This window comes from Streptomyces sp. NPDC031132 (assembly GCF_055570595.1).
Genome location: NZ_JBVIGX010000059.1, coordinates 1 through 1,923, shown reverse-complemented (window position 1 = coordinate 1,923; position 1,923 = coordinate 1). Strand labels below are relative to the sequence as shown.

1 protein-coding gene and 2 pseudogenes are annotated in these 1,923 nt (G+C 71.0%); all 3 read right to left on the bottom strand.

All coding sequences use genetic code 11. The features are described from left to right. Positions 1-204 precede the first annotated feature (204 nt). Positions 205-957, bottom strand: coding sequence for a sulfatase-like hydrolase/transferase (locus ACZ49B_RS37460; RefSeq protein WP_468315372.1), 753 nt, complete (start codon positions 955-957; stop codon positions 205-207). Between the two features lie 133 nt (positions 958-1,090). Next, positions 1,091-1,516, bottom strand: a pseudogene (locus ACZ49B_RS37455) (sulfatase-like hydrolase/transferase); the annotation flags it as partial. Positions 1,517-1,828: 312 nt separating this feature from the next. Next, positions 1,829-1,923, bottom strand: a pseudogene (locus ACZ49B_RS37450) (ABC transporter permease); the annotation flags it as partial.

Sequence of the window (1,923 nt, the reverse complement as noted above, 5' to 3'; positions counted from 1 at the left end):
GGGGAGGGGGGGAAAGAGAAAGGGGAGGGGGGGTGGGGGGGGGGGGGGGGGGGGGGGGGGGTGGTCCCCCCCCCCCCCCCCCCCCCCCCCCCCCCCCCCCGGCCGGATCGTGCTACGCGGTGCGGTCCGCGGCGAGCGCGGCCGCCAGGGCGGGGATGCCCAGGTTCTGCTCGTCCGCCGGGGTGACCTGGTACAGCTTGTTCGTCAGCTGGTACGGGTCGCCCGCGAGGTCGTAGTACTCGCGGAACTTGACCTGTCCCGTGCCGGACACCGTGCCGTTGCCGTCGGTGGTGAGGTCGTGGTACTCGGTGTACTGCTCGTTGTTGGCGACGTACGACGACCAGGTGGGCGGGCCACCCGCGTTGGCGCCCTGCGCCCACCACTCGACGAGCAGGTGGTCGCGGCTGTACGAGGAGAGCAGGGACCTGCCGTCCACCGAGTGGGCGGGGTGATCCCGGCCGCGTCGAGGACGGTGGGGGCGATGTCGATGTTGGCGGTGACGCGGCTGTCCGTGGTCCCCGCACCCAGGCCGCCGGCCGGCCAGGAGAGGTAGAACGGCACCTCGTGCGCGGGGCGGTACGGGACCGACTTCTTGGTCCATCCATGGTCGGCCCAGCCGAAGCCGTTGTCGGCTATGTAGATGACCAGGGTGTTGTCGAGCTGCCCGAGCGCCCCGAGCTTGTCCTTGAACGCCTGGACGGTGTCGTCGACGGTGAGCAGGGTGCGCAGCTGCTCCGCGCGGATCTGCTTCCCGTCGGCGAGCGTCCCGGTCGCGTTCCGGATGTAGGCCGGCTTGTCGCTGCGGTCGTTCTCCGGGACGGAAGGCCTGCCGTTCCAGTCCGGCACGGCCGTCCCGGCGTACTTCGCCTCCGGGGTGCGCGGACCGTGGGAGGCGTACGGGGTGACGTACGCGAACCAGGGCCGCGTGTCGGCGGCCGCCTTGTGGAGGAAGTTCAGCGTCCGGTTCTTGATGACCGTGGGTGGTGTAGCCGTCGATCGTCTGCACCGTGCCGTTGACGTTCCACTGCGCGTCGACGTAGCCCGGCTGGAGCAGGGCGAACTCCTCGAAGTGCGGCGGATTGTCCGACAGGGTCCAGGAGTTGAGCCACTTGCCGAACAGGCCGGTGCGGTAGCCGGCCTGCTTCAGGTACCGGGGCAGGGTCGTGCTCTGGTCGAGCCGGTAGGAGGCCTGGTTGTTGCGGACGCCGTGGTTGTGGGCGTAGCGGCCGGTGAGCACCGACGACCGGGACGGCGAGCAGAGCGGGGTGGTGACGTGCCCGTTGGTGAACTTCACGCCCTGGTCGGCCAGCCAGGCCGTGGTCTTCGGCAGCGCCCATTCGGTGTGCTTGGGCTGGTCGTCGGTGACGATGAGCAGGATGTTGGGCCGGGTCGCGGCGGCGGCCGGACCGGCTGCCGCCACCTGGGCGATCGCGGGAACCGCCGCGGCGGCCGCGGTGGCCGCCGTACCGGCGAGGAACCCGCGGCGGCTCAGCCGCGGTCTGCTGTTGTCGCTCATGGGATGTCTTCTCCTGGTTCCGCAGCTCGTACGGGCACGGCAGGGCGACTGCCGTGGAGGGATGGAAGAGAGACGGGAGTGGGGCATCGGCCGGCCGGGCCCTTCGGAGGGCGGGCCGGTGCGCGATGCCGGACGGGGACCCTGTGCGAAGGGGCGTGATTACCGCTGCGCCGGGGTGACCGGACACAGAGCGCTCGCCGGCCTGCCCAGATCGAGGTGGCGGCGCGCAGTGAGAAGGCTTCCTGCTGCGATGCCGACGAGGTTAGGGGCGGGGGGCAAGCCGGTCCATGTACGGCATGTGAAACCGTTGGTTCAGCTCTTCACCAGCAGGCCGCGGCTGCGCAGTACCCACCGCTCGACCGGGCTGAAGATGAGCAGGTCGATGGCGATGCCGACCACGAGGATCA